We start from the raw sequence: 26,633 nt of genomic DNA on the forward strand, positions 1-26,633 counted from the left end.
TTACGCTTAAGTTATAAAATTTCCCACTGAAACAATAGAAATAATGTGCAGGCGATGGTGAGGGCAGGGCCGCCCCAGATTTTCAGGGCGGACAATTGTGCAATCTTTTTTGTCAGATCTTCTTCTTTCATATTGCTGATATGAAAATGGTGTCCTTTTTTGTGTCTAAAAACCATTTTGGTTTTGGGGAGAAGATCCTCCAGCTTTTTCCGACTGTATTTTTCAAGTATTTTATCAGCCACTACTTTTGCTCCCTGTTGCAACTCCTCGAAATCAAGCTTTCCATCCTTATTGGTATCAAAACGGGAAATCATTTTGGGATCGCTTTGGATGGCTTTCGTTACTTTGTTGTAATCATTTGCACTGAGTTTCTTTTTTTGTTTAGGCAGCAGTTTTAAGCCGGATTCGGCATAGCCTAATACGTAGACTGTTTCTCCAGCGAAAAAACACCATTCAATAAATTTGTATTCTTTAGAGAATAGCCAGGAGGTTTCTTTCAGTTTGAAATGCCTGAGCTGTTTTTTATAGAAAGCCAGAGAATCCGTTAACGTAGCCGGCATCTGAGGGAAATTGTTCGATTTAATGCGGTATGAATTGTTTCCTCCCTTACGGGTTATTTTTGCTTTGTCTACAAATACCAGTGCGGTGGCTCCACTGTCGTCGTCTACATAGAAGCCTTCATCAGAATAATACTGATCAACGGTGTGCCAGTAGGTACTGTTTTTTCGCCTGCGGAGTTCTTGAATTTCGATTGAATAAAAAGCGCAGGGAGATTTGCTGATTGGGGCGGTGACCAGTTTTTCTGCTTCGCAAACAACCTTCCCTTTTATTTCAACATCCGAGCCCACCGCGCCAGTCATGATTTTACTGGTTGGTATGTTTTCCATTACGCGGCGGGCTTTGAGGTCACGGAAACCCTGGAAGAACCAGTAAATTCCAGCCCCCCATCCCATAGCTCCACCGAATGTGCTGTTCAGGTCAATTTGCATAAAACGGGATCAATCAAATTTAGGAAGCTTGATGTTGATATCCACGTCCTGGCGTTCCTGCTCAGATACCTCAAATAACTCCTCATCCTGATAGCGGAGCATATTGGCGATGAATACATCCGGGATCTGCTTGATACGAATATTGTAATTGTTGACGCTGTCATTGTAGAATTCGCGTCGATCAGCCAGACTTTCTTCTAGGTGGGAAATCCGGTTCTGTAACTGCATGAAATTCTCGTTTGTTTTGAGCTCGGGGTAGTTTTCTGCCACTGCAAAAAGACCCATGAGAGCTCCGCTGACTTCTCCGCTGGCCTTCGATTTTTGTCCAACCGTTTTTGCCCGACCATAGTTTTCGCGAGCTTTTGTGATGCGATCGATGACCCCTTTTTCAAACTGGGCAAAACTTTCGCAGACTGAGATCAGTTTTGGCAACTCGTCATAACGTTGTTTGAGAATGACGTCGATATTGGCCCAGGATTTTTTGATGTTTTCCTTGAGCGAGATCAGGCCGTTGTAGATCATGATGAAATAACCGACAACGCCCAAAAGACCAAACAGGAATACTCCCAGTACAATTATTGTAGCGGTGGACATGAGGAAATAATCTCCCTTGGAGTTTCTAAATTGGATTTATTATGTCTAATAAGTGTGCGGTAAAAAATAAAAAAATGCCAGTGTGCTTTTTGCCGGATGGCTAAAGGAAGTGGGGGGTGCTAAGAAAAATCCTGCAGGTCTTCTTCGTCGAGGACGTTCTCCTTTATACCTTTTTGAATGATCTGATCTGCGAGGTCGCCATAGCCATCTTCGTAATCTTCTACATTGTAATTATCGAAATCGTCAAAGTAGACCTGGTGTTCGGATTCCACCCATTGGCGGATAGTATCGCTGAAGCGGAGAGTACGTTGAACTGCTTCCAGTTTGTCGATTAAGTCCATGGGATTTGATCAGAAGAGGCGAAAGGTGAGTTCAATATGGTGAACACCAAATTCTGTGGAAATATTCCCGAAATTAGTGTCATTAACAAAAACAAACCGGTAGCCCAGTCCGGCATCTATGAATTCATTTAGGGGTTTATAGAAACCCGCGCCAACTTGAAAGGCAAAAGTGAGATCGTCTGCGACCTGCCGGACGGATCGAGAATTGACACTTCTTAAATCCAGTTCATTGTATGCAGCACCCAGTCCGCCAAAAATATAGGGGGCTGGACCTTCTTCGTTGTCAAAATCGTAGGCAATGTTTAAAAAGACGGTGGATGTTTCCAGTTGTCCATCAACGAGACCACTGCCAGCGGTACTTTTGACCTGATCTATATCCGAGGCCCGGTAACCCACTTCCAATCCGGTTCGAATATTGGTGCGCCATTTGTAACCAACTTCTCCATTGATCCCCAATCCAAACTTCATTTTGAACTTGGCATCCTGTCCATTAATGATTGGATCGAGAATAGTTGTAGAATCGATTTCGACTTCATCAAGCGTTGTGGGTTCTGCGGCAGGGGAGGTGATGGCAGGAGACAACGAGACATAAATGCCGGTTTTCTGATCAGCGAGAGCCGGGCATGCCAGTATTAAAATGAACAGAATGGCCGTGATTGGACGGGCAAAATGGGTCATAAAAGAACTTTTCCCAATTTATTCTAATTTTAAGGAATCACATTAAAATTACTATAAATTGATAAAAATGTAAAGACCATTTTGCCTTGTAAAATCAGTCATTTTGCTGAGAATGTACCCATTTGCACCCGGAATACGGATGCTTCACACAATGGAGAATTTTTATAGTCTTTAGGTGGAAGCGGAACATTTATTTATTTAGGGTTTTGATAAAGGACTCCTGCTTGCGGTTTGGTCCCGGGTCTGGTAAGACAGGGAGAATTAAATATATTGTCGAGGAATTGGAGGGTGAAAGGCGATGGAGGGAGATGTCCTGCCTGATAGAGAAAAACTGATAGCATCCAAACATGATTTGAGCGGAACCGAGTTGTTCGGTGTCGACCTTTCCGGTGCTGACCTGAGCGGAGCCAATCTGGTTAAAGCGCGTCTCACGGAAGCCGATCTCAGGGGAGCCAATCTCAAAGGGGCCGATCTGGAGGGGGCAGACCTGATCCGTGCCAATTTGTCCAATGCCGACCTCACAGGGGCCAATCTTGAGAAAACAGTATTCAACTCAGCTTTGCTGGACGGCGCAAAATTGACAGGTGCTTTTGCCAAGGGGGCATTGTTCAGCTGGTCCAGTGCGTGCAAAGTCAGTTTTCGAGAGGCCAATTTGACGGAAGCCAGTATGAATGAGGCTCGAATCCGGGATTGCGATTTTGTCGGTGCCACATTAGTGGACGTAAATTTTGATATTTCAGATTTAAGAGGGTGTGATTTTGAAGAAGCCAACTTGCGCGCTGCATACCTGAACGGTTCCAATCTGGTGGGGGCAAATCTTAAAAACTCCAACCTGCAGGAAGCTTATCTCGTGCAGGCTAATCTGGCAGAACAGGATTTGACCAATGTTAACCTGAAGTCTTCCGACTTGAGTAAAGCCAACCTTGGAGGAGCCAACCTCACTGGAGTTGATCTTTCGGGAGCTAAGTTAACCGAGACTAAGTTAAAACAGGCGAACCTGGAAGGGGTAAATCTCACTCGCGCAAATATGCTGGAAGCCAATTTAACCGGAGCCAACCTGAAAAAGGCCGTTCTGAAAAAAGCGATCCTGAGCGACACAAACTTTAAGAAATCAAAACTGGAGGATGCAGACTTGAGGGACACAGACCTGCGTTATGTGGATAATCTGGAGTCTGCTCAAATTGAAAAAGCTGTCCGGGATGAAACAACCCAGTTACCTCCCGGATTATAAAGAGAGCTTTTCATATAACCGGTCGTAAAGGCGAATTACAAAACTTAGCCCTGGACTGTCGAAGGTCTTAGCTTTAAAGGAAATGCAGTCGTTAGAATGTGTCACACTGAGCCTGTCGGAGTGGGGCATCCTTGCTTGCTCCAATTAAAAAGCACTTATGAAAAGTTCTCTTTTTTAAAGCTGCTATTTGAAGAATAGATTGCCGGTTCTGGTTGGTCCCGCTATCGCTTTAAAAAATTATCTTGTTGATTTCAAAGGAAATGAATCCTTTCAAAAAACTAACTCTTTTTTAAAATTATTTTTTGGTTATATTAGAAAAAACGAAAACTTAACTTTTGAAAACTTTATGAGCGAATCACAAAAAAAATATTCAAAACCCCGATTTTGTATAGGGCAGCTTATTTGTCACAAGTTGTTCGATTATCATGGAGTGATCCTCGGAGTTGACCCCGATTTCCGCAGCACAGAAGAATGGTACCAGAAGGTTGCCACGTCTCGTCCTCCCAAGGACAAGCCCTGGTACCATGTGCAGGTCCACGGGGGCGGTGGGACCCGTTATGTTGCGGAGCAGAACCTGGAACTTGATCCGGTCATAGGTAATTAAAGCATCGTTAAACAGCTTTCAAGCGGCCCTCCACAAAACAAAATTTCAAGACGAAAATTTTTCCTGAATATTTTCTATTATAATATTTCCTGGTAATTTGCCGTCTTCCTGGACTGGCGCATTCCGTCTCAAGTAGTCTTTGGCAATCATCACAGCATGATTTTTATCGAGACCTTTCACGAATAGTTTAAAGTCTTCATCGTAGCCGGTTTGATTGTTTTTAATTCGACCGCTGATTTTGAAGTTGGATTCTTTAGGCATTTGGGGTTCCTCTATGAATGATAAACACGATCAAATCTGCGCCGATTGCGGATCTACCGCACTTCCTGTTGAAGCCAGGCGAGGTACCGGTTGGGTTGAGATTATATTGTGGTTGTTTTTTCTGATTCCCGGATTGATTTATTCCATTTGGAGACGGGCACGCAGCCATATGGTGTGTGCCTACTGCGGAAATCCTTCCATGGTCTCCATCCATTCAGAGAGGGCCAGAAAAATCACCCGCCTCATGAAAGGAAATGAAGTTTCACAATCCTACTACAAAAAACCACTGGGGGTTACGGAGTTGAAACCCAAAACCATCCGGAGTATGAAAAAAAAGAAGACCTTGGATAAAAGGAAACCAGTCAAACGAAAAACAAACTGATAAAATTAATACCCACCGGAGAATTTTTTAGTGGTATCAGTCAAGCCCGGAATGTAAAGGATGTTTTTCTGGGGGGTGGTGGTGTTTCTGCCCCATTGGAATTGGAAGAAGGCATTATTGAGGAGGGGGGGGCAGTTGCATTTGGCGAAGTCTCTGGAGGGCCGGAGGTTTCCTTCTCGGGGGGCGAAGTGAAAATCTGATTCCAGGCTTCCCGCAGGGGTACCAGAATTTTGAGAACCGTTTGCAGGGCGTCACGATCCGCCTTCACATTGGCCAGGGTTAACTGATTGATCGTGTATCGATACAAGCTTTCCAGTTTTACCGATATCTCGCCTCCCTTGTCCATATTGAGCGCCAGAGACAATTCGTTGATGATATCCTGAGTCTTGCGGATGTTGTTTCCTTTTCCTGCCAAGTCATTTCGATCCATGCTGTCCAGGGCCATGCGGGTGAACTTGATCGCCCCGTCATACATCATCAGAATAAGCTTTCCCTGATTGGATGTTGCGACCGCATTTTTCTGATATTCCTTGTGAAAATTTGATGGGCCCATCAGTTTAAAATCCCTTTATTTCTTGCCAAGGTTTTGAATGCTGGCGATTGAACTTGAAAAAGACTGGCTTTGTGTGTTCAAACGGCCCAGAATGATCTCAAGATTGGCAAATCGTTCCTTAATATTTTTTTCGAATTCGGCAATTCTGGCATCCAGTTGGAGCAGGGTGTCGTCCAGGTTGTCGATGGTTTCTGTTATGGTATTGATCTCGCTGGTGACCGGTCCATTCTGACTGGAGTCGGTCAGGAATGAGATCTGCCGATTCAGGGATTCCGCTACCCCAATGGTCAGGTTGATGGTCCCGTAATTTCCATCAGTCAGGTTGGCGAGTCGAAAATTCAAACCTTCTGAAGAATGCCCCTCAGGTCCGGCAAAGAAGTTGCCACTTCCAGTGGCATCGACAAAGGCGGTTTCTCCCTGACGGCGGATTTGAGGGACTCCTCCCTGAACCCGGATTTCAAATGTCCCGGCCTGAGTGGTTTCGGTAAACCCGATGAAGGTTGTGTTGACATTGTCAACTGTCGCCCGGCTTGAAAAAAGATCGGCCACGTTTCCCAGGTCGGACTGCAAAGCATCGTTTAATTTGGAATTCTCGAGCACTATTTTCCCATCCGACTGGGTGGTGATTCCAACTTGCGAAAGAAAGCTGAAAGGGCCCTGGGTTCCACTGACCTCACCTGATACAGTTCCACGTAATATGTTCTGCAGGTTTTGGATAGCAAAATTGCCAAGGAATGCTCCAGACTCCAGTGTTTCTGGATTGAAGCTGAGAAGTTCCTGGATATACTCGGTCAGGTCATTGTATTCAGTGACAAAATCCGTGACCTTGTCGCTTATTGCTCCCAAATCCGTAGATAGTTGAATATTTCCGTCGCCAGTTCCCTTGAGCTTGAGAATCGCTCCATTGATGATATCTGTAACGGTGTTACTGGATTTGGAAATACTGATTCCATCAAGGGTCATGAGGGCATCAAGCGGTGTCTGGGTCTCGGTAAAAGATAACTGGGTTTGCTCTCCGACACCGAGCCCATTGGTGAAAATGCGGGCACTCACGGTATTTTCCGCACCGGTTTGGTTTCCGGAAATAACGAGACGAATCGGGTTGGCGCTTCCATCATTAACAAAATTAGCTGAAACTTCAGCCCCGGAATTATTGATCGCCAGTCGAAGCCCGTCCACCGTGTTGTTCGTGGAATTGATATCGATTAGGGTGGTATTGCCTCCCACGATCAGCTCCAGGGTGCCAGACGGTATGGTCGCCTCCAGAGAGGCAAAGCCCTCAGAGGTCAGCTTGGCTTCACGTGCCAGTTGTGAGACGGATAAAGTGAATGTCCCGGAGGTCGCGGTCGAAGTGGTGGTGATGTCCACTATATCGGTGGTTGTGGTTCCTGTTCCAGAGAAGCTTCCCTGGGTTGAGATGAAGCGACTCTCTTTATTGAGGGTATTGAGTACGGTTTTGAAACTTCCAAGCCGTGCTTTCAAATCCTGGAAAGTTTCCAGTTTTTCAACTTCAGCGTCGCGTTTTGCCAGATTGATGTCAATCGGGCGACTTTGCAGGGCGATGAGGGATTCGACGACTTTTGCAGTGTCAAAGCCTGAATTAATGCCGAAGACGGATGTGAGTTCTGCCATTGGGGGGCTCGAAAACGTTGGTGTGGTTCAGGTCAACTTCTATCACCTGATTTATCGGCTTGATTTTTGTCAAACTTTAGGGAGATTTTCAGATAACCAGGTCTTAAAAACCCGATAAATAAATAATTTTAAAAGGTATTAATTATCAATAGGTTATGTGACTATATGTGATGTTAATTCTGGCTGTAATGAGCGCTTGATTAAGCCCCTGCAGGCATGGTATAAGTTGGCCATGTCTGAACAATTTGATCTATTCGGGGAAGCCCCGGAACCAAGCCCGAAAAAAGAGACTCCCAAGCCCCAAACTTCTGGCCGGATTCTTTACTTCGATCTGGAAACCCAGAAAAGTGCGGATGACGTCGGTGGGTGGGGAAACAGCCATCTGATGAAGATGTCAGTGGGTGTGGTCTGGGACAGTGTTGAGAATGATTACGGAGTTTACGAAGAAGACAAGGCGGAAGACCTGGTCCGACATCTGCAGAAAGCCGATCTCGTGGTCGGATTTAACGTTATTGGCTTCGACTACTCGGTTCTTCAGCCTTATGCCAATAAACTTGGAGTCGACCTGACTGAATTGCCAACCCATGACATGTTGGCAGATGTCCACAAAAAGCTCAATCACCGGTTGTCGCTCGACAATCTGGCGTCCCGGACTCTCGGCGAGACCAAAAGTGCGGATGGACTCAAGGCCCTGCAATGGTACAAAGAGGGCAAAATGGACCTCATCATTGAGTATTGCAAGCAGGACGTCAACGTGACGCGGGATCTGTTTCTATTCGGGCAGGAAAACGGTTTTGTGAAATACGACAGCCGCAGTCGAGGACCGCAAAGCATGAACGTCGACTGGAATTCCAGTGATCTCATCAAACGCCTCGCCAAATCAAACGGGAATTCTTAAGTTTTGTCGAGAGCCTAGCGGGCCTCATTTTGGGTTTTGATGTTCTTGAGTCAGCCCCGTCCAATATTGCATCCTTTCCGGGAACTCCTCTTTTGAGATTCCTTGCAAGATAAAAATTCCCTTATAAAACCTCGTACGACCTTCAAAGCATTTTCTTAGTCAGACAGTTTTAAATTGTGAAAAACGGTAGTGTCTGATAAGCCACTAACCTTCTTTTCGAAAATTTTTACTGTATTTATATCACTATTAAAATGTACCAGTTTGTTACGTAACCCTTTCAATTGAATAAAGTCTTTGCCGATGCTTTCTTGTAAATTACAGATACTTGCTTCTAGGAAGTCACAACAAGTACATATAATGTTGTTCGGAGTAGATAGGGTTCTGAGGGGTTTTTTACTTGTGGGTGGCAATTTTTATTCCGAAAGTTGAAACGCAATAAGACTTCAAAAAACCGCAAATTATTTGGATTGGTTCAAAAAATCAGCTCACTTCCGCAGTAGCAGGAGTAACGGTTTCGAGCAGGCGGTCGACCACGTCGAGGGTCTTCACGTTTTCGGCTTCGGCCTTGAAGTTTAAAATTATACGATGCTCCAGTACCTGCCTTGCAATCATGCGGATATCCTCGATGGTGACGGCAACGCGATTTTCCATCAAGGTGCGGGCCTTGGCGGCCAATAATAAATATTGCGATGCCCTTGGTCCGGCTCCCCAATCCACCCATTCATTGACAAAGTCAGGGGTCGCGCCATTGCCGGGGCGGGTGGCCTGAACGAGGTCGACTGCGAAATGGGCGACATGATCCGATACAGGAACACGCGGGACCAGATTCTGTAATTCCTGAATCCGTTTTGCGTCCATCACCACTTCCAGGTTTGGTTGCACGCCCGAGGTTGTGGACTTGGCTATATGGACTTCCTGTTCGCGGGTCGGGTAGGGGACGTTGATCATAAACATGAAACGGTCCAACTGCGCTTCTGGCAATGGATAGGTTCCTTCATGCTCGATCGGGTTTTGAGTGGCGAAGACTAGAAAAGGTTGTTCCAGAGGATAAGTTTCCGAGCCCACGGTCACTTGCAGCTCCTGCATGGCCTGCAACAAAGCGGCTTGTGTTTTTGGCGGGGTGCGGTTGATTTCATCCGCCAGAATGATATTGGCGAAAACCGGACCTTCAATAAATCGGAAATCACGGTTGCCACTTGCCTTGTCCTGATAGAGGATTTCCGTGCCCGTAATGTCTGAGGGCATCAGGTCCGGGGTGAACTGGATGCGACTGAAGCGGAGTTGCAGAACCTTTGCCAGGGTATTGACCAGGAGGGTCTTGGCAAGCCCGGGAACGCCGACAAACAGGCAGTGCCCGCGAGAGAACAGGGCGATGAGTAAATCTTCAATCACCGGCTCCTGCCCAATGATGACCTTGCGAATTTCGCGTATTACTTTTTCCTTTGTTTCAAAAAACTCTTTGGCGAGTGCCAGATCATCCTGGGTAATTTCTGTTTCCATTTGGATTGGGGTCCCCTTGCTATAATGCCGCGTTTCTGGAATCGGGTTTCAGATTACCTTATTTTAAATAGCCGTACAACTTCTCCTGATTGGCTTTTGCCTCTTTTTGACCGGTGGTTTTGTACAAGGAGATCAATCGCTGGTGCAGGAATGGGTTGAAAGGGTTGAGGCGGATAGCCCGTTGAAAATAATCTTCGGCCTTGGTCATTTCTTCTTTCTGGTAATGCAACTCGCCCAGGTTGACCAGGGTTGTTGGGAAATCTGGGTAATAACCCAGTGTAGTTGTCAGCAGGTCTCTAGCCTCGTCGTATTGTTTCTCCTGCAGATAGGTGCCACCCAGTTTATTGTAAAGAACAGGGGATAATGACCTTGCTGATTTCAGGGCCTTTTCATATTCCACAATGGCTGCAGGCACGTGGTTTCGTTCTTTTAAGATGTCCCCAAGCAAGACCAGGTCTCTTGTCCTTTTTCCACCGATGGCGGCGAAAGCGCTTGGAATGTCTTCCTCATTTTCAGGTGTCTTTTCTCCTTTTTTCTTGAACTCAAAACGGAGAACGCGCAAGCCAGGAATAGTCCTCAGTTTTTTGGACTTAATATCTTTTTTCCATGCCTCTTGAAATGCCGGTAAACTCATCCCGACTTCTTTTTGAATCACTTCTTCAAACGTGGTGCCCTGCCGGAGGGATTTGACGAGACTCGAGATAATCGTGCCGCCCTTCAGCTTGATCAGGTAATCGACCATGGTCGATACCTCGGCATAAGCCAACTGAACATCCTCTGCGCTTTTCAGTTTGGCGAACGAAGGCATCATGTCTTTTAATTTCACCAGATAATCATTTTGAATTCCGGAAGCGAGTACTGTTTCCATGATGGGTGTCATTTGCTCGCCATCACGCCAGCGGGCCTCCAGGTTCTTGGCAATGCCTTCGTGCAGCCAGAGCGGTACGTTGTTATGGCTTGCAGAGCTGAGAAGGTAGTGAACAAACTCGTGACTGAGTGTGTCCATCCAGTTGTATCCGCGGAGAGCTGAGGCGGGCGTGATGATCATGATTCGGCGGTACTTGCAGAGAGCGACCGTTCCCGATGTCATGATGTCTTTTAGAGTGAGCGGAGATATTTTAGAGAAATCCTCTCGTCCTGGATAAATTTCTACCAGCACCTTTTCCTGTGGATGATAATCAATTATCCCACCTAGAACTTTGTAGGATTGTTCCAGGACCTGTTCAGCAAAATGAATAAGAATTTCATCAGGTCCATCAATGTAGCGAATCCTGAAATGCTCCGTTTCTTTTGTGACAAACTTGGCAGAGGCCTTTTGGGTTCTGGAAACCAGACCTTTGAAATCTTTAACAACCTGCTCGGTTTCTTCAACCTCTTTTAAAATGGTGTTTGCGGTATCGTAGTCGCCCTTAAAAAATTCGACACGGGCCTTCAGAAAAAGTACATCGCCTGAATTGGGATAGGTGTTGTCGAGTTCCCTGACAAAATCATCAGCTTCCTCGATTCTCCATTGGTCAACCAGTTCGTATCCTTTATTCAAATCCCCACGGAGATCTGCCCGGGTGAGGGAAGGTATGCTCAGCAGAAGCACTGATAAAAGAAGAATATTGGGTAAAGGAGAACGGATCATTTCACAAGCTCCTTGTAATACTGACTGACCATCTTTTCATATTGGCGAGGATGCTGATGCTTCATCGCCTCCAGAATTTCCTCGCGAAATTGCTGAGGGACATGATACTGGTCTTCAGAGGGGAGGGTGACTTTTTCACGTTGCATACGAATTGAGCCACCACCCGGGCTTGTATCGCGGGCTCGTCCAGTACCTAATCGAGCCATACGACGGGTTTGCTGTGGTGTTGTATTGCCCTGACCATCCCGCATTTGTTGAAGCATGTCCTTCAGTTCACTTAAATCTTTGAGGGCCTTGTTTTCTGCCCGGATACTTTCCGGAACATTTTGCTCCTTTAAATTGCTTTGGGAAAAACCCATATTGCGGGAAGCACCTTTCATTTTCTGGTCAAGAATTGAGGGAACCATCGGGTTGTCCTGCTGCATCTTTCTGAAATCATTTGCGAGCTCGTTGGATTGATCTTTTAACTCTCCCTGTTTATTTGCCATGGATTGCAGGTTTTCCTTGTCTGGTTCTGTGATTAAGGCCCGATAGTCTGCGCGGAGATCGCGGCGCATGGTACCGAGCTTTTTCGAGATTTCTGTGTTGAGCCTGGAAACTTCCTGTAAGTCTGCAGTCAGACGATCCTTGAGATCAGGACGAGCATCACGGGCGGTCCGAAAATGGTTATCCCACCTGAAAATTTCCGGATAGGTATTTTTAAACAAGGCGTCGAATTCATGGAGGTCTTGCAATTCTGTGAATTCCTCCAGCCGGTCATATTGATCTTTGAGTTGGGGGAGAAAAGTTTTGAATCCGTGGAACATTTTTAGCCTGAGGTCCTGTATTTTCTGGTTTATTCCTGAAAGTTCCTCGCGGGCAATATTGAGCTCTCCAAATTTCTCCTGTTGCAATTGATCTTGCAGGGCATCGATGGTTTTCTGATTCAGGTCCTGAATTTTCTGTTTCAGTTTGTTTTCCTCGTCCATTAAAGCTTCGAGCTGTTTCATCTGTTGGTGTTCTTCGAGGAAAGTGCCAGAATCCCTGAGAAGAGTTTGAATCTGGTTAACATCCTTTCTCAAACTTGCAAAAAATTCTTTGAGCCTGTCTTCGAAGCGCTGAGATTGCTTGGATCTGAGTTTTTTGTTCAGTTTGGCAGTTTTCTCAAGCAGGCCTTTTTGTTCTTTTTCAAGTTGTTCAACCTTTGCGAGAGATTCCTCCAGTTTTTTTACCGTCTGGATATCCATCAGGTTTTCCTGGTCGTTCATCATCTGGTCGAGCTGCTGGGACAATTGTTGCAGGTCCTTCATCATGTTTTCCATTTCCTGCATGGCTTTTTGCATTTGCCCATTTTCAACAAGACTCATCAGTTTTTCGAGTGAAGCCTTGAAATCCTGCATTTCAAGATTTTCCATGGCGTTTGGATTAAGGAACTCATCTGACATTCCCTGAGTTTGGCGAGCCAATTGTTCCATAATCTTCTGCATCGTTTCCCTGATTTTTTCCAAGGCTTTTTTGAACTGAGGTTTGTTCAGGGCATTTTCCTGGTCCCGAGCTTTTTCAAATTCTTCTTTCAATTGATCGGCCAGGCTTTGCAGATCATCGTTCAGGTCAAGAACTTGATCCATACGCTCCCGATTGATGATTTTCACAAGGAGTAGAATATCCCTTTCAAGGTGGGTGACGAGGTCCTGGTTGACAGATTCGATAGGAGGGAAATTGAGCCCGACTGGAGTGGCGTTACCAATTGCGTCGGTTAAACGACTTATGGCCTGTATATGGTCCTCTCTGATACCATTAAAATTACGGGCCATATTTTTTAACAGGGTGAGATAGGTTTGTGGAAATGATCCTATTGTTTTCGCCTGTTCATGAATAGTTTGAGTGAGTCGTATGACTTCTATTAATTGATCTGTGTGATTTCCCATTTGCCTTTTAACTGTGTTCAGGCCCTTTACGGTATGCGTTAAGCCCTGGGGCGAAAACAAAAGTGTATTGGCCAGCAAGGCGATCATTTTCTCCAATAGCTCTTCCTGCAACACGAGCAAGTCTTCGCGTTTTTTGAACTCGTCGAAAATTTCAAAGGAAAACATTTCGGACTGGCCCGTGTTTGGGCCAAGAATATTGTCGTTGTCGCGCACCTCAAGGAAATAACGGACTTCAGCTCCCGGCTCAAACCTCATAGTACCGAGTTCCCAGGTAAAGCCATCTTTTAGCTCGGTTTCAATCGATTTGACCGTTTTGATGGCTTTTCGAGTAATTTGTCCTCCGGATTCGGAGACAAGCTCTATTCGCGAGATTCCATAATCATCATGGGCCTCGAAAAACATTTTTATTTTGTCGTTGGGAAGATATACCGGTTTAGGGTTTGCGAGCATCAGGGTGATGGTTGGCGACTGATCATTGACTACCTTGATCGGGTATTGGGAGGCGAGAAGGACCTTGCCACCGTTTTCGGTGTTTAACCGGAACTGGTAATAACCGTTGTCCTTGGCAAAAAATCTGCCTTCGAAAGCCCCGTTTTTTTTGGCAGTCATGGATAAAAAATCCCGGGAGTTCAATACAAGTTCGGCGTCTTTTACGACACGATCAAATTTTGCTGTCACCACAACTTCTGTTCCTGGGAGAACCTGGATTTTTCCATCAGAAGGTTCAAGGGTGACTTGTTTCAATCGAGTGTAAGCCGGATAGTTGAACGTCAATTTCAGGCTTTCAAGATGAAAGGAGGTGTTGGCGTTTGCTTGATCGGGGTGGTTTGACCCGGAATCATCTGTCGGGTTAATCCTGGCTTCAGCAGGAGGCGCCATCAGGTTGCGAAAGCCTTCGGAAAACAAATTTGGCCAGAATAAAAATAAAGTCGAAAGAACGGTAAGTGCGGCAACAAAAATATTGCGGTTACGAAAAAGTTCCTGGCTCGGTAAAAGGGTATCGGGCTTGAGGGTTTCAACACGCTTACTGGTGCGATCCAGAAGTTCCTTTACAAATGATGGGGAGATATTATTTGAACCGGGTTGTTTTTCCTTGAGGAAAGGTTGGAGCTGGACTGAGTTGATCAAACCATTTTCGAGTCCTTCGGTTTTTTCTTCAACTAGCAGGGCCGCCGATTCCCGGGAAAATCGACCGAACATTCCCCGGATGAAATAACGGAATATCACGTACCCAATGGGGATTGCCCACAGAGCTAAAAAGTAGGGGAAATATGCACCAAAACCCGGAATAAAATAAGCGAGTATGCTGACGAGGAGAAACCCGATTGTTAATACAGTAGCGGCCAGAAATGCTCCATTGAGACCAAAATTGTGGGCGCGTTGACGCCGCACTTCGTCCAGAAACAGCTGAATTCGGTTGTTGGATTCCATTAAAAGATAGGGCCTGATCTATTGCTAACCCCTTTATTATCTCATCCCATCAGGGAATCCTCAAGAGAGTATGGACATTCCTTCAACTACCCGATTTGTCCGGTTTTAAGGAATACGTGGAATTGAAAAGGGTAGATTCAAATACGGTAAAAAATTTAATGGGGAATTTAGTTTAAGAAAAAGGGCTTTTTATCTGGCAGGCCCCAATATTTGTTCAGGAAGCGGTTGAGGTTCTGCTCTGCACGCGCGACCTGTCTCCATTCCTGTTTTTCTGAAAATAACTCTCTGGCAGTGCGGGTAAACGCAATGGCCCGTGACCCTCTCCCCAGTTCGTCGTAGGCGGCTCCCAGGTTTAAATTGATGGCGCCATTGGCTGGGCCAATGTCGAGTGCCCGTTTGTAGGCATCGATTGCCTCAATAAAACTATCCTGCCCGCTGTAAGCCAGTCCTAAATTAAACCATCCAGATTGTAAGCCTGGCTGAAGGCGCACCACTTCCTTAAAAGCAGTAACTGCATCCTCGGAGCGTTCCAGTGAAAGGTAGATCATGCCCAGCATGTGATTCGCCTCCAGGTATCCGGGTTTCTCAACAACGGCTTGCTCGCAGGAAGCAATGGCATTGTTAAATTCCCTTTGAGCCCGGTATGCGGCACAAAGCAGGTAATGTCCCTGAGCATCTTTGGGATGTTTATCCAAATGTTGAATAAGGGAGGTTTTGGCAGTGTCGTATCGCTCCAATTGACCCTCAATGACTCCCTTCATATAAACCGCTTTTGGATGGTCCGGGTTTAGACGGGAGGCTTCTTTTAAGGAACGGAGGGCTTTTTCAAGTTGTGTGGCTGGGCCGTGTGAAAGATTACTTTTTGCTGACAGGCATTGGAGGATGTCATCTTTCTCCAGGCAGTTTTCCTGATCGGATAATATTTCCTTGTCTCGCAAGGCCACTCCCAAATTGTAATGGGCTTCTGTCAATTTTGGGTCAAGTTCGATCGCCTTTTCCCACGCTAAGACGGCATTGTTCCTGTGGCCAGAGTGCCAAAGATCAACACCTTCCTTAAACCTGGCAGCAGCTTTCAGTTCATTTGTGACCACTCCAAATTGCTCCGCCATCAGACAATGAGGACTAAAAAACAGCGAAGCAATAATAAGAATATGGATGCGTAGTCGCATATAAATAAAGGGGTTCGTGTTTTTGTTTGTTTATAAATGTATCAGCAACCTGTGAGTTTTGCCAGCTTTAAACGGTTGAAATTAAACTGACCCGATGTGCTATTGAATAGAATGACCTATGCTAAAATTGAATCCATGAAATTTTTCCGGAAATTAAGCAAATATGGTTTTGCTAAGGCTGCAGGCCTGCTTTTCATTCTCATTCCTGTTGTAGCCAGCGCACAAGTGTCTGACCCATTGAATATATCGATTGAGGCCAAAGTGAATCAGGAAGGGAAGGTTGGTATTTCCCTGACTTTAAAAAACGAGGGCTCGACTCCGCTTTTTCATATCCACCCCATGCTCCATTTTCACCACACCATGACCATGCTGGATGGCATCCATCGGTTGGATGCTGGGGATTCGGTGACTATAGAAAATAACGAACATCCGCCGGTCAGGCTGCCGGGCAGTTATCCCCTGGTCGCGATGGTTGGCTACAAGCCAGATGAAACGGCCGATCCTGTTTCCACGGTGCACACAGGCAGTTTCTTTTTCAAGGAAGCCCTGCCTTCTGAAATTAAAGGAAGTATTCTGACCTCGAAAAGGGCTGATGACTCCCTGTTAAGGGTGGTGTTGAAAAACGAATCCACCTCTTTTAAAAATGTCCGAATGATGCTGGTTTTACCACCTGGTATTAAAGCCGAGCAGTTTCAAAGTATGAAAGGTTTCACCCTGCGTTCGGGTGAGGAGAAAAGTTTTGATATACAGGTGAAGAAAAACGCGGGACTTCCCAGTGGGCAGTTCCCAGTTCATATGCTGCTTGAATATGGCCAGATGTTAAAACATTATTCCGGGGATATACCGGGAACGGTTAATTTCGGACCATTCTGGGGAGCAGGACCCCTCCTGCCTCAAATGCTTGTTTTCCTCTTTTTATCTTATGGGATTTTTAAAGTGTTACGTCGTCGCAACCTGGAAAATCTGTCATAACCATCGAGTGTCTCCGATTGACCGGAAATAACGTTTATTTTGTTAAAGAGGATTGCCTTGGCCGGAACATTTTCAAGAAGTGAAATAAAAGGGGCCCGGCCTGAGAGTAGAACAACGATACATGGATGGCCTTCCGTTATTTTTGGAATCCCCTTTCTGAGTGTTGGTGTTTTCATATTTCTGATTTCAATCGGTGTAATTCCCGTCGACCCCTCGACCGTACATGCACCCCTGTGGGTACTGAGCGCTGCAGGACTAATGTTTGGGCTGCCAGGAGCTTTCCTGATGATTCATGGTGCAAAGGGATTGTCTCTAAAAGTTCGACTTGAGGCGGGGAGGGAGCATCAGCCAGATAAACCCTGGTTATGGGATTATGACTGGGAGCCGCTGGGTATCAGTGAGACCAAGCACAAAGAGGTCATTAACCATTTTATGGTGGCTGTATTTTTAATAATTTTTTTGTCTCCGTTTAATTGGTGGGCCTTTATGTCCGAAGATAGCTCCGCCATGGTCGTTGGCATCGTCGGTTTTTTCGACCTGATTCTGCTTATTGTTTCCGGGCATGCGTTTTATAAACTGTTCCAGTTAATCAAATATGGTAATAGTCGTTTGCGTTTTGGGAATTTTCCTTTTTTTCTTGGATCGAGAGCTGATTTGATTCTGGAAGGTCTTCCAAATCACATGGACCATCTGGGTATCAAGCTTCGGGCTGTTGAGGAAGCCTACGAGATGCGCGGGTCGGGGAAAAACAGGCGGCAACAGGTTGTGTGTTACAAGCGCTATGAGGAAGAGCGTTCACAGTCAAATATTTCAATAGGTCCCGATGGAAGGTTCAAGATAACCTGGGATTTGCCTACTGATAATGATCTGGGTACACGTCTTGCTGAACGTCCCGCTTTTTTCTGGGAGATGGTGATTGAAGCACAAACTCCTGGTATTGATTACAGCGCCCGTTTCCTGGTTCCGGTCTACTCGCAACCATAATGTTACCTGAAATCAAATCGGCGTACCTTTTGGCTGAAGGGTACGAGTCCCAACTGGAGCAGGAACTGGCAGGTATTGTTGGCCGGCATGGCCGATTGTTCTTTTCGGACCAGCCCCCTCAAAATGTTTTCTGGGCGCAAAATATCTGGCACAATCCGCAAACTCATGAAATCGAATCAATCAATCATGCCGTACGGACGTTAAAACAGATTCAGCGAAACTGGTGTTGTTATGCCAAAGATCTGCATCGAAGGTCGGCGCTCATTCAGGAAAAGCTTCCCCATATTTCGGCAAAACCAGTAGTATTTCCTTCCCCGCTTCCCAAAGCCACTCTGGGTTCCTGGACCCTGTTGGATAAAAACACCTTGCTTGCATCCCCTCAATGTTCCAGTGCATTTTTAAACGGTGAAATATATTTTGAAGAGGACAAGACGGGTCCACCAAACCGGGCTTACCTGAAACTGTGGGAAGCATTTACCTTGATGGAGTCCTGTCCGAAACAAGGTGAATTTTGTATAGATGCTGGCGGGTCGCCGGGTGGGTGGGCGTGGACGGTTGCGAAACTGGGAGCCCGGGTGTTAAGTGTGGACCGTGCGCCACTTGATGAAAAGGTTATGAATCTGAAAGAGGTTGAATTTGAACAGGGCAATGCGTTCAACAAAAAACCCGAAGATTTTGAAAAGGTCGACTGGTTGATTTGCGATGTGGTGTGTTATCCAGAGAAACTATTGGATTGGGTCATCCGCTGGGTCGAGAGTGGAAAGGCACAGCACATGATTGCCACTATCAAATTCCAGGGTGAAGCCGATTACTCAATAGCCAAGCGGTTTGCTGCAATACCCGGAAGCAAGGTCCAGCATCTATTTCACAACAAACACGAACTCACCTGGATGTGGAAGAGGGAAGGTTGATCGTAAAAGTTTATTTCTTCGGAGTCGAAAAGGCGAGGATGAGCCAGCCGATCATGAAGCACAGTCCGCCAAGGGGTGTTATAGGCCCCAGGAATTTGGGCCCCCCCAGTGTGAGAGCGTAAATACTGCCGCTGAACATGATGATGCCCGCTACAAAAAACTTGCCTGCTCGATTAATCTTTGCATGACTCGCCGGATCGGCCTGTCCATGAATGACCCCAATCAGGATAAGAGCGAAACTGTGAAGGAAGTGATATTGGACGGCGGTTTTAAAGCCGGCAAGTTGCTTCGCGGTAAGAACCGCCTTCAGGGAATGGGCACCGAAGGCTCCCAGGACGACACCGATACACCCGAGGATTCCTCCGATCATGATCCAGATTCGCATGGTCAGCCTACCAGGTTATAGCGACGTGCCCGGAACTTTACATCCAGCTTGTCGTGGGAAATTGATTCGCACTTTTCTTCGTCCACCCCAGGTTGATGGGTCACTATGCTCGCCTGGACATCCGGAATATGCTCGCGTGCAGATTCGATAAACTTCACTACTTCTTGGTATATGTTCCCCCGAAAATTTGGCAGGGGCTGGACGATTTCGTCATAGGCTTCTGAATTGTCCGCATTGAGACTGACGGACACTTCATCAATCAAGCCTGATAATTCCGGAACGATATTGCGTTTGTGGATCACGTTGCCATGACCGTTGGTGTTAAGCCTTGTGCGTCCACCCATGGATTTTACTTTTTGCGCAATTTCCTTAAGGGCATCGAGCCTTAATGTCGGTTCGCCAAATCCACAAAACACAACTTCATCATAAGCCGTTGGGTCCCCAATCTCGCCTAAAATTTCACTGGCAGAGGGTTCGCGGTCAAGTGCCAGGTTATAACCCTGCACCACGGGTTTAGTGAGGCGTGTGCAGAAAACGCAATTGGCCGTGCAGCGTTGCGTCAGGTTGAGATATAAAGAATTTCGAATTTTATAAGTGATGGTCCCAGGGTTCGCGGCTTCGCCAATACCAAACAGGTCAAAAAAATTGAGCTCCATGGTCCGTTCAACATCCTGCACCTTCAGGCCTCTGATTTCCGCCAGTAGATTTATGGTGTGCTCAACATAGGACGGTTCGTTACGTTTACCACGCTTGGGAACCGGCGCGAGATAGGGACAATCGGTTTCGGCAAACAATCGATCCGCGGGCACATTTTTGGCCACTTCACGCAATCCTTCCAGCTTTTTGAAGGTGACCGAACCGGAAAAGGAAAGATAGAAGCCCATAGCCAGCGCTGCATCGGCAAGTTCCTGGTCGCCTGAAAAACAATGAAAAATCCCGGACCGGTTGTCCATATTTTGGGGATAGTATTCCTGCAGGATGCTGATCATGTCTTCCTTTGCATCGCGGCAATGAATTATGATCGGTTTTTTACATTCCAGGGCAAGTTCGATCTGTTTTCGGAAGTGTTCCCGCTGTTGATCCTGTGGCGAATAGTTTTTGAAATAATCCAGGCCTGTTTCCCCCAGTGCGATTACCCTGGGGTGGGATAGCAGATCGCGAAGATGAAGGTAGGTGTCGTTGTCTATAGTCTTGACATCATGCGGATGAACACCAGCCGTGGCGAAAATAAAATCGTACATTTCACTAAGTTCCACTGAGCGATAGCTGCTTTCAATATCGCAGCCGACATTCACCATATACTTGATGCCAGCTTCGCGGGCACGATCTACAACCGCATCGCGGTCCTCATCAAAAGCGTCCTGGTCGATATGTGCGTGGGTATCAATAATCATAGTGTTTTATTTTACTCTCGAACCTTTTGGTAATTCCTGATCGAAACCCGCGAGGACAATTTTATCTGGATCGCTTCCCGCTAAAACCATGCCTTGAGATTCGATGCCCATCAGTTTGGCGGGCTTTAGATTTGCGACCAGAACGATGGTGCGGCCAATCAACTGTTCGGGTTCGTAGGCTTCGGCGATTCCTGCAACAACCTGGCGTTGCTCGATACCGATATCCACTTTGAGTTTGATTAGTTTCCTGGATTTTTTAATTTTCTCAGCTTCCAGAATAACACCGGTTCGGAAATCGAGTTTCATGAAATCGTCGATGGTCACCTGGTCGGCTATTGGGTCAACATTAGTGGTGCTGTCGTCGCCTTTTTCTTCTGCCTCTGCTTCTGCCATTATTTTCTCCGCTTCCTTTTCTTCAATTCTTGGGAACAATTGGTCACCGGGATTGATTTTAGTACCTGCCTGGATTCCACCCCAATCTTCCAGAGAGGACAAACTATCCTGAATGACAGGATCGGATATCCCGAGCTGTTGGCGCATTTTGTCACAGGAAGAGGGCATGAATGGGTGTAACAAAACGGAAGCAATACGGATAGCTTCTGCGGCGTTATAAAGAACTGTCGACAACCTGCCTTTATCTTCATCTGATTTGGCCAGGTTCCAGGGAGCGGTATCGTTTATGTAAACATTGGCTGCATCGAGGAACTCCCATATCTGCATCAAAATTTTGTTGAACGCCAGTTCGTCGAAAAGTCTATTAACCTCATTGGTCACTTCACGAGCTTTATAAATGAGGGCTCCATCTTCCTCTCCGGTTTCTCCAGGCTTCGGGATAATTCCATTGCAATACTTTTTAATCATATTGAGAGAACGATTAAGAAGGTTGCCCAGGTTGTTGGCAAGGTCACTATTGATTCTGCCGATCAAAGCTTTGTGAGAAAAATCTCCATCGAGTCCGAAGGGAACCTCGCGCAACAAAAAGTAGCGGATAACGTCGACTCCAAACTGGTCGATCAGCTTATTGGGTTCAACTACGTTGAAAAGTGATTTCGACATTTTTTGACCGTTCACCGTCCACCATCCGTGTGCAAAGATATTTTTTGGCAGGTCGAGTCCGACCGCTTTTAACATCGTGGACCAGTACACCGAGTGCGTGGTCAGAATGTCTTTGCCAATGAGATGATGATTGGCAGGCCAAAAACCGCTCGCTTTAATTTCCGGGACCTGACCATGAATTGAAATATAATTGATCAACGCATCGAACCATACATAAGTTACGTATTGGTCATCGAAGGGCAGGGGGATGCCCCATGGCAAACGTTCCTTAGGGCGGGAGATACACAAATCACCAAGCGGTTTTTTCAGGAAACCGAGAATTTCATTTTTTCTGGATTCAGGTCGAATAAATGTTGAATTTGATTTTAGGTGATCAATGAGCCAGTCCTGATATTGACCCATCTTGAAAAAATAATTAGCTTCTTTTATCTGGTCCACTTTTCGTCCGCAGTCAGGGCAGTTGCCTTCTATTAAATCTTTTTCGGTAAAGAACCTCTCGCAGGGGATGCAGTACCAGCCCTCATAAGTATCCTTATAAATTTCACCGCGGTCGAATAGATCCTGCAGAATGGATTGAACTACCTTTTTATGGCGGTCCTCTGTGGTCCTTATAAAGTCGCTGTGGGAAATATCAAAGCGCTGCCAGAGTTCCTTGAACCGGACGTGTAGCTCATCAACATGTTGCTGAGATGAAATGCCTCGTTTTGCCGCAGCCTCCTGAACCTTTTGCCCGTGTTCATCGGTGCCTGTCAGAAAATAAACCTCCTCACCCTTTAAGCGGTGAAAGCGCGCAGCAACGTCTGCAGCTATCGTGGTGTAGGCGTGCCCAATGTGAGGCACATCATTGACGTAATAAATAGGTGTGGTGATATAAAAACGCTCGCTCATTTCAATTCACTTTCAGGGAGAATCAGGATGGGGTGTTTTGAGAACTGGCAGCGGGTTTGGATGCCGTTATGATTTCGTCCAGATGATAGTACAGGATCGATTCATCCTCAAGGCGGACAGTCAGTGTCTTTTTCAGAATATCCTGTTTAATGACCTTACCAGGGCCGTCCGGTGTCTGGACGCGACTGTTCATTTTCGGCATTTCCTTGATGAGTTCTTTGTAGTTGGCGTGTTCATATTGCAGGCAGCACATAAGGCGGCCACACACACCTGAAATTTTACTGGGATTCAGAGCGAGGCCCTGGTCTTTTGCCATGCGTATGGTGACGGGGGAAAACTGGTCGAGAAATGTGGAGCAGCAAAGAGCCTCTCCGCAGGTTCCATACCCTGTGATGGACCTGGCTTCATCCCTCACTCCCACCTGTCTCATTTCAATACGGTGTTTGAGCCTGCCTGCCAGTTGCTTGACCAGTTCACGAAAATCGACCCTGCCTTCCGCGGTGAAGAAAAAAACGGATTTATTCTCATCGTTTAAATACATGACCCGACTCAGGTTCATAGGAAGTTTGAGGTTCCCTATGAGGTCCAGACAATGTTCTCGAGCTGTTTTCTCCCGCTGTTCCTGTTCTTTCTCCTTCGCGATATCCTGCTCTGTTGCTAACCTGATGATATTTAAAATGGGGGCTGTTGATTCTTTTTTGAAATTGGGTAGTTTATTTGAGGCCACCACGGCAAGTTTATCCCCCTGGGCCGTGGCAATCATCACGGAAGCACCGACTCTGAGGTTGCGGTCGCCTGGGTTGCAGAGGACCGATTTGTCTACTCCCTTCACCCGGACACCCAGTACAAATTTGGGTGGGGGGCCATTAGGGGCATCATTGGGAGGCTCTAGTTTGCAGATTGGGTTCATGGCCATAGGGTTCTATCGTACCTCACAAAAATCGAGCAGCATTGTTTCAAGGGTCAACTGCACATTTGCATTCCCTTTTAAAGCCAGCCTCGTATTATGGATCGTTTCCTGCATCTTTGCGAGTGCCTGCTGACTTTGCCTGCCAACCATTGGTTTTATTTCACTCGAAAGGTCCCGGTTGAAAAGTAATTCCGGGGAGCATTGAATCTGTAGAAGTGTAACATCCCGCAGCATACCGCTCATTTCTTTTAGCATCCGGGTGATCTGGGTCGGTTCAGATTTTGCCCATGTGCGCGCGAATGAAAATAGAATATCGACCCTGTCCAACGAAAGGTTTAAAAGCAGCTGGATGAGAGATTGTCTTACTTGACCCCATTCTTCGAGATCGAAATCCAGAGCATTTTGTACGCTGCCACCGGAACGACTGACTCTTCTGGGAATTTCATCTTTATTAAATTCTTCGTTTCCGTTGGTAATTTCTTTCAGAATTATTTCCAGAGTGGGTTCTGATAGTGGCTGGAAACGGATTCCCTGACAACGTGAAGCGACAGTGGGCAAAAGCTGCTGCGGGTTGGAGGTGATGAGAATCAAAACTGTTTCTGCCGGCGGTTCTTCCAGCGTTTTTAAAAAAGCGTTTGCAGCCTGAGGATTGATCCTGTCGGCCGCATCGATAACCACAACTTTTGTTTTACCTTCGTAGGGCATGAACGCCAGTTTTTTTTGCAGATCACGGATCGCTTCTATTTTTATCCATGGTTCCCGGACGGATCCGCTCGCATCGGGTTCGAGAAAGAAAACGTCCGGATGAAGTCCCTGGTCAATCCTTCTGCATGAAGAGCATTGGTCACAGGAATTTTTTGGCCCCAGGGTTTCGCAATTGAGGGCTTTGGCAAGTTCATAACCCGCCTTCTTTTTGCCAACACTTTCGGGGCCGTAAAACAGATAGGCATTGGCTATTCTCCCGCTTTCCAAAGCCCGCGTGAGAATTCCCGATGCTTGCGGTTGACCTAGTATTGCTTGTAGAGACATGGTTTAATTACTTTTAAATTCAACTTTAAACAAGAAAGCCTAAGGTAAAACATCAGGTGTTTTTTTGAGGGGTAGGTCGTTTGGCCCAATGTTGAAAAGGCAACAACATTATAGACTGTTCCTTGACCGATTCAATAACAGTGCCTGAAATATGTAAGGAAATGAGCCTCCCTTTCTTGCATATTTAATGCAATAACTTAAAAATTTGATTGAAAATTGGCAGAAAATTTAGGGATTTATTTTGCGTTAATCCTTGTATTTTGTTATAAATCTGGCAGGAAACTGTTAGCCTAATTAAAGAAACAGCCTGAATTGCAGGCTTAATTTAGAGGACTGACATGGCAGTTGCAGAAAGAGCCAAGCGGACTCAGAAACGCAAGCGCAAACCAAAAATTCTCGCGGTGATCAACGATGCCTGTACGGGTTGTGGCGGATCGCCCATTTGCATAACTGAATGCCCCGTTGACAATTGTATGTACGAGGTGACAAACCCGGATGCTCCTTTTTTCAACCGGGTAGAAGTGGATCCTTTGACCTGTATTGGTTGTAAAAAATGCACGTCGAAAGGGCCCATGGACACATTCCTGGAAGGTTGTCCCTGGGATGCCATCGATATGTGGCCACTCGCCAAGTATGAAACTGAGATGGGAGAGCTCCCTTATTGAACGGGAGACACGAAAAATTTAAACCGCTCCTTGGAAAAGGGGCGGTTTTTTTTGGGCTTTTTTGACCGGTTTCACTTGCTCCCAGTGTTCTTGCAAGAAAATATCCACTTTTCCATTGACTTATAGCGAATTGAACGATATTTTCGGTCCAATTTACTTGCGAAGAAACCATCTTGTAACTGTTCCTTTTTATGTTTGAGCAGTTTTAAGGTGGGGGCCGTGGACAAGGTGTTCGTCTGAATACTTTTCTAGAGTAAATAAAACAGAAGGTTATGTGATATACACCCCCTAAGGAGACGAACCAGCTTAATGCTTTGATCCCCGGCCCGGACAAACCCACCCAAGCCACCATGAAAACCAATAATAGTTTCCGACAGGGCATGGGGTTTGCCGCCCGACTCGGGATAGAGTTTACGGTAGCGACCGGGGTTGGAACATTGATGGGGTACTTTCTGGATGATTGGTTAGAGAGCAGTCCCTGGTTTTTAGCTCTCGGAGTGATTTTTGGTGGGGCAGCCGGTTGTTTGAATGTTTACCGGGCGGCCAAAGAGTTGACCCCTCCGGAAGAAGAAAACGATTCTGATAAACCAGAGTCAAAGGAAAAATCGGACGATTTAAAATTTTAGGAGCGTGAATGTCCGGAGAAAATCCATTACACCATTTTGAATTGCATCCCCTGGTGGAACTGCACCTGGGGGGTCTAGATATATCGATCAACAAAGCAATCATTGCGATGTGGATCGGGCTGGCTCTTGTGTATTTGTTTTTTATGCTTGTGGTCAGCAAGGGAGTGAAACTGGTTCCCGGTAAGTTGCAAAGCGTTGGGGAGGTGGCGCTGGAGTTTATTCGTGGAATGACGGACGAATTCATCGGCGAAGAAGGCAAAAAATATTTTCATTTTATTGCTGCATTATTCTTCTTTATATTCGCGTGCAACTTCATTGGACTGGTTCCCGGTTCCTATACCATTACAAGTCAACTGGTCGTCACTGGTGCATTTTCTGTTCTGATTTTCATCATGACCCTGCTCATTGGTTTCGCCAAGCATGGTCTTCATTTTCTGGGAATTCTGGTTCCACCGGGAGTCCCCAAGATCATGATTCCGTTTATGGTGATTGTTGAAACGATCAGCCTGTTGGCACGGCCGATTTCACTTTCCGTCCGTTTGTTTGCCAACATGACGGCAGGGCATACTGTCTTGGGCGTTTTGTTTGCGTTAACCATGTCTGCACCAATCTGGATTGGCTGGTTGCCATTCGGGTTTACTGTCATCATCAATGTCCTGGAAATGGCGATTGCGCTGATCCAGGCTTACATATTTGCAACACTGACTTGCGTGTACATCGGAGATGTCATCAAGTTACACTGATTGAATCCTTAAAGAATAGGAGAGGATAGGATGGAAGCATCAGCAGCTGCGTATTTGGGAATGGGATTGTGTGCTGCCGGGTTTTTTGGCGCCGCTCTCGGGATCGCTTACATATTTGCGAAGACGATCGAAACCGTAGGCCGTCAGCCCAACGCCGAAGCCCGTGTGGCCAAGTACTGCTGGATCGGGTTTGCACTCGTGGAAGCCGTCGCGCTCTATGCGCTGGTCCTGGCGTTTATTTTGATGGGGAAAGCATAAGCTAATCCGGTG

Annotated in this window: 27 protein-coding genes; 11 read left to right on the forward strand and 16 right to left on the reverse strand. The window is 46.3% G+C overall.

Annotated elements, in window-relative coordinates; all coding sequences use genetic code 11:
- Nucleotides 1–11: 11 nt before the first annotated feature.
- The 4 genes from G3M70_14675 to G3M70_14690 all read right to left on the reverse strand — a co-directional run bounded on the left by G3M70_14675 (nucleotide 12) and on the right by G3M70_14690 (nucleotide 2,602).
- Nucleotides 12–989: a hypothetical protein gene (locus G3M70_14675; protein QPJ63051.1), complete on the reverse strand. Its 978-nt coding sequence runs from the start codon at nucleotides 987–989 to the stop codon at nucleotides 12–14.
- A gap of 9 nt (nucleotides 990–998) precedes the next feature.
- Nucleotides 999–1,583, reverse strand: a complete 585-nt coding sequence (locus G3M70_14680; GenBank protein ID QPJ63052.1) for a LemA family protein — start codon at nucleotides 1,581–1,583, stop codon at nucleotides 999–1,001.
- A gap of 119 nt (nucleotides 1,584–1,702) precedes the next feature.
- Complete coding sequence (locus tag G3M70_14685) at nucleotides 1,703–1,915, reverse strand: hypothetical protein (GenBank protein QPJ63830.1); 213 nt, start codon at nucleotides 1,913–1,915, stop codon at nucleotides 1,703–1,705.
- An 18-nt stretch (nucleotides 1,916–1,933) separates the two neighbouring features.
- Nucleotides 1,934–2,602: a porin family protein gene (locus G3M70_14690; protein ID QPJ63053.1), complete on the reverse strand. Its 669-nt coding sequence runs from the start codon at nucleotides 2,600–2,602 to the stop codon at nucleotides 1,934–1,936.
- Between the two features lie 298 nt (nucleotides 2,603–2,900).
- Here G3M70_14690 and G3M70_14695 point away from each other — a divergent pair, with 298 nt between their 5' ends.
- Nucleotides 2,901–3,833: a pentapeptide repeat-containing protein gene (locus G3M70_14695; GenBank protein QPJ63054.1), complete on the forward strand. Its 933-nt coding sequence runs from the start codon at nucleotides 2,901–2,903 to the stop codon at nucleotides 3,831–3,833.
- Between the two features lie 346 nt (nucleotides 3,834–4,179).
- Nucleotides 4,180–4,437, forward strand: coding sequence for a heat shock protein HspQ (gene hspQ / locus G3M70_14700; GenBank protein ID QPJ63055.1), 258 nt, complete (start codon nucleotides 4,180–4,182; stop codon nucleotides 4,435–4,437).
- Nucleotides 4,438–4,482: 45 nt separating this feature from the next.
- Here hspQ and G3M70_14705 read toward each other — a convergent pair whose 3' ends face one another.
- A complete protein-coding gene (locus G3M70_14705; GenBank protein ID QPJ63056.1) occupies nucleotides 4,483–4,698 on the reverse strand; it encodes a hypothetical protein in 216 nt (71 codons plus the stop codon).
- A gap of 13 nt (nucleotides 4,699–4,711) precedes the next feature.
- Between G3M70_14705 and G3M70_14710 the strand changes: the two genes are divergently transcribed.
- Complete coding sequence (locus G3M70_14710) at nucleotides 4,712–5,080, forward strand: hypothetical protein (protein QPJ63057.1); 369 nt, start codon at nucleotides 4,712–4,714, stop codon at nucleotides 5,078–5,080.
- Between the two features lie 40 nt (nucleotides 5,081–5,120).
- Here G3M70_14710 and fliS read toward each other — a convergent pair whose 3' ends face one another.
- Both fliS and fliD read right to left on the reverse strand, forming a co-directional pair.
- Complete coding sequence (gene fliS, locus G3M70_14715; GenBank protein ID QPJ63058.1) at nucleotides 5,121–5,633, reverse strand: flagellar export chaperone FliS; 513 nt, start codon at nucleotides 5,631–5,633, stop codon at nucleotides 5,121–5,123.
- A gap of 15 nt (nucleotides 5,634–5,648) precedes the next feature.
- On the reverse strand, nucleotides 5,649–7,265 hold the full coding sequence (fliD, locus tag G3M70_14720; protein ID QPJ63059.1) for a flagellar filament capping protein FliD: 1,617 nt from the start codon (nucleotides 7,263–7,265) through the stop codon (nucleotides 5,649–5,651).
- Between the two features lie 232 nt (nucleotides 7,266–7,497).
- On the opposite strand from fliD, the gene G3M70_14725 reads away from it, so the two are divergent.
- Complete coding sequence (locus G3M70_14725; GenBank protein ID QPJ63060.1) at nucleotides 7,498–8,163, forward strand: DEAD/DEAH box helicase; 666 nt, start codon at nucleotides 7,498–7,500, stop codon at nucleotides 8,161–8,163.
- A gap of 480 nt (nucleotides 8,164–8,643) precedes the next feature.
- Here G3M70_14725 and G3M70_14730 read toward each other — a convergent pair whose 3' ends face one another.
- The 4 genes from G3M70_14730 to G3M70_14745 form a co-directional block, all read right to left on the reverse strand.
- Nucleotides 8,644–9,663: a MoxR family ATPase gene (locus tag G3M70_14730; protein ID QPJ63061.1), complete on the reverse strand. Its 1,020-nt coding sequence runs from the start codon at nucleotides 9,661–9,663 to the stop codon at nucleotides 8,644–8,646.
- 58 nt (nucleotides 9,664–9,721) lie between these two features.
- Complete coding sequence (locus G3M70_14735; protein ID QPJ63062.1) at nucleotides 9,722–11,293, reverse strand: DUF3808 domain-containing protein; 1,572 nt, start codon at nucleotides 11,291–11,293, stop codon at nucleotides 9,722–9,724.
- Entirely contained in the window at nucleotides 11,290–14,631 is a 3,342-nt protein-coding gene (locus G3M70_14740; GenBank protein QPJ63063.1) for a hypothetical protein, read from the reverse strand. Before G3M70_14740 ends, G3M70_14735 begins: the two co-directional genes overlap by 4 nt.
- Nucleotides 14,632–14,798: 167 nt before the next feature.
- Complete coding sequence (locus G3M70_14745; protein ID QPJ63064.1) at nucleotides 14,799–15,800, reverse strand: tetratricopeptide repeat protein; 1,002 nt, start codon at nucleotides 15,798–15,800, stop codon at nucleotides 14,799–14,801.
- 111 nt (nucleotides 15,801–15,911) lie between these two features.
- Between G3M70_14745 and G3M70_14750 the strand changes: the two genes are divergently transcribed.
- From G3M70_14750 to G3M70_14760, 3 genes are all read left to right on the forward strand, one after another.
- Nucleotides 15,912–16,772, forward strand: a complete 861-nt coding sequence (locus G3M70_14750; protein QPJ63065.1) for a hypothetical protein — start codon at nucleotides 15,912–15,914, stop codon at nucleotides 16,770–16,772.
- 285 nt (nucleotides 16,773–17,057) lie between these two features.
- A complete protein-coding gene (locus G3M70_14755; GenBank protein ID QPJ63066.1) occupies nucleotides 17,058–17,756 on the forward strand; it encodes a hypothetical protein in 699 nt (232 codons plus the stop codon).
- Nucleotides 17,756–18,667 carry a hypothetical protein gene (locus tag G3M70_14760; protein ID QPJ63067.1) on the forward strand — a complete coding sequence of 304 codons (912 nt, stop codon included), beginning with the start codon at nucleotides 17,756–17,758 and terminating at the stop codon, nucleotides 18,665–18,667. The genes G3M70_14755 and G3M70_14760 overlap by 1 nt, the downstream gene beginning before the upstream one ends.
- A 10-nt stretch (nucleotides 18,668–18,677) precedes the next feature.
- Here the strand turns inward: G3M70_14760 and G3M70_14765 are convergent, their stop codons facing one another.
- From G3M70_14765 to holB, 5 genes are read right to left on the reverse strand one after another with little or no spacing between them, the layout of a single operon-like run.
- The gene (locus tag G3M70_14765) at nucleotides 18,678–19,052 is read right to left on the reverse strand and encodes a DUF423 domain-containing protein (protein ID QPJ63068.1); all 375 of its coding nucleotides are present in this window, start codon (nucleotides 19,050–19,052) and stop codon (nucleotides 18,678–18,680) included.
- Nucleotides 19,053–19,054: 2 nt separating this feature from the next.
- A complete protein-coding gene (locus G3M70_14770) occupies nucleotides 19,055–20,446 on the reverse strand; it encodes a YchF/TatD family DNA exonuclease (GenBank protein ID QPJ63069.1) in 1,392 nt (463 codons plus the stop codon).
- Between the two features lie 6 nt (nucleotides 20,447–20,452).
- Nucleotides 20,453–22,390, reverse strand: coding sequence for a methionine--tRNA ligase (gene metG / locus G3M70_14775; protein QPJ63070.1), 1,938 nt, complete (start codon nucleotides 22,388–22,390; stop codon nucleotides 20,453–20,455).
- 22 nt (nucleotides 22,391–22,412) lie between these two features.
- The gene (locus G3M70_14780; protein ID QPJ63831.1) at nucleotides 22,413–23,300 is read right to left on the reverse strand and encodes a sporulation protein; all 888 of its coding nucleotides are present in this window, start codon (nucleotides 23,298–23,300) and stop codon (nucleotides 22,413–22,415) included.
- 12 nt (nucleotides 23,301–23,312) lie between these two features.
- Nucleotides 23,313–24,329 (reverse strand): DNA polymerase III subunit delta', encoded by a 1,017-nt coding sequence (gene holB, locus G3M70_14785; GenBank protein QPJ63071.1) that lies wholly within the window; start codon nucleotides 24,327–24,329, stop codon nucleotides 23,313–23,315.
- Nucleotides 24,330–24,667: 338 nt separating this feature from the next.
- On the opposite strand from holB, the gene G3M70_14790 reads away from it, so the two are divergent.
- The 4 genes from G3M70_14790 (at nucleotide 24,668) to atpE (ending at nucleotide 26,621) form a co-directional block, all read left to right on the forward strand.
- Nucleotides 24,668–24,994, forward strand: a complete 327-nt coding sequence (locus tag G3M70_14790; protein QPJ63072.1) for a 4Fe-4S ferredoxin — start codon at nucleotides 24,668–24,670, stop codon at nucleotides 24,992–24,994.
- A gap of 350 nt (nucleotides 24,995–25,344) precedes the next feature.
- Nucleotides 25,345–25,620, forward strand: coding sequence for an AtpZ/AtpI family protein (locus G3M70_14795; protein ID QPJ63073.1), 276 nt, complete (start codon nucleotides 25,345–25,347; stop codon nucleotides 25,618–25,620).
- An 8-nt stretch (nucleotides 25,621–25,628) separates the two neighbouring features.
- Nucleotides 25,629–26,363, forward strand: coding sequence for a F0F1 ATP synthase subunit A (locus tag G3M70_14800; protein ID QPJ63074.1), 735 nt, complete (start codon nucleotides 25,629–25,631; stop codon nucleotides 26,361–26,363).
- Nucleotides 26,364–26,393: 30 nt separating this feature from the next.
- Nucleotides 26,394–26,621 carry an ATP synthase F0 subunit C gene (gene atpE, locus G3M70_14805; GenBank protein ID QPJ63075.1) on the forward strand — a complete coding sequence of 76 codons (228 nt, stop codon included), beginning with the start codon at nucleotides 26,394–26,396 and terminating at the stop codon, nucleotides 26,619–26,621.
- Nucleotides 26,622–26,633 lie beyond the last annotated feature (12 nt).

Origin of the sequence: Candidatus Nitronauta litoralis, assembly GCA_015698285.1 — a bacterium.
Lineage (GTDB): Bacteria > Nitrospinota > Nitrospinia > Nitrospinales > Nitrospinaceae > Nitronauta > Nitronauta litoralis.